The sequence below is a fragment of the Corynebacterium glyciniphilum AJ 3170 genome (genome assembly GCF_007673095.1).
Lineage (GTDB): Bacteria > Actinomycetota > Actinomycetes > Mycobacteriales > Mycobacteriaceae > Corynebacterium.
Genome location: NZ_VDYZ01000044.1, coordinates 1 through 562, shown reverse-complemented (window position 1 = coordinate 562; position 562 = coordinate 1). Strand labels below are relative to the sequence as shown.

Here is a 562-nt window from a genome sequence, read left to right as displayed (position 1 = left end):
CACACCCGCCCCCACCCCCATGTCGACCTCTCCCCCCCCCCTCCACTCCCCCACATCCCTGCCGTCCCTCCCCATCACCTCCACCGACACCACCCCTTCCCCTTCCACTCCCATCCACCCAATCATCACCCCCATCCTCCACACCTCACTCATCCTCCTCCACCTCCCCCATCACCTCCCTCATCCCTCTACCTCTCCACTCCTCCATCCCTTTCCCCACCCTCACCACCCTCGCCTCTTCCCCAATCACCTCCCGCCACCCCTCCACCTTCTCCCCCACCCAGACCTCGCTCTCGATCACCTCCCACCCGCCGCGTCCCTCCTCCTCCCCTTTCACCCCCATCACCCAACCACCCTCCCCCGCTGTCTCCAACTCCCTCCCCTCCTCACCCTCCCTCCCCTCCCCCCCCTCTTCATCCCCCCCTCCCCCGCCGAGCGTCCCAACACCCTCCCCCTCCCCACCCTCAACATCCCCCCCTTCTTCCCCCTCCTCTTCCTCACCCCCCAGCACCTCCCCCCCGGCGTCGCCGCCACGCTGAACCCGTCCCAACCCATCCTCCTC

At 68.5% G+C, this 562-nt stretch carries 1 protein-coding gene; it reads right to left on the bottom strand.

The window, feature by feature from the left end:
• Window positions 1-145: 145 nt before the first annotated feature.
• Window positions 146-562: hypothetical protein (locus FS507_RS19840; protein ID WP_186314742.1), on the bottom strand; the 417-nt coding region annotated here is incomplete at its 5' end.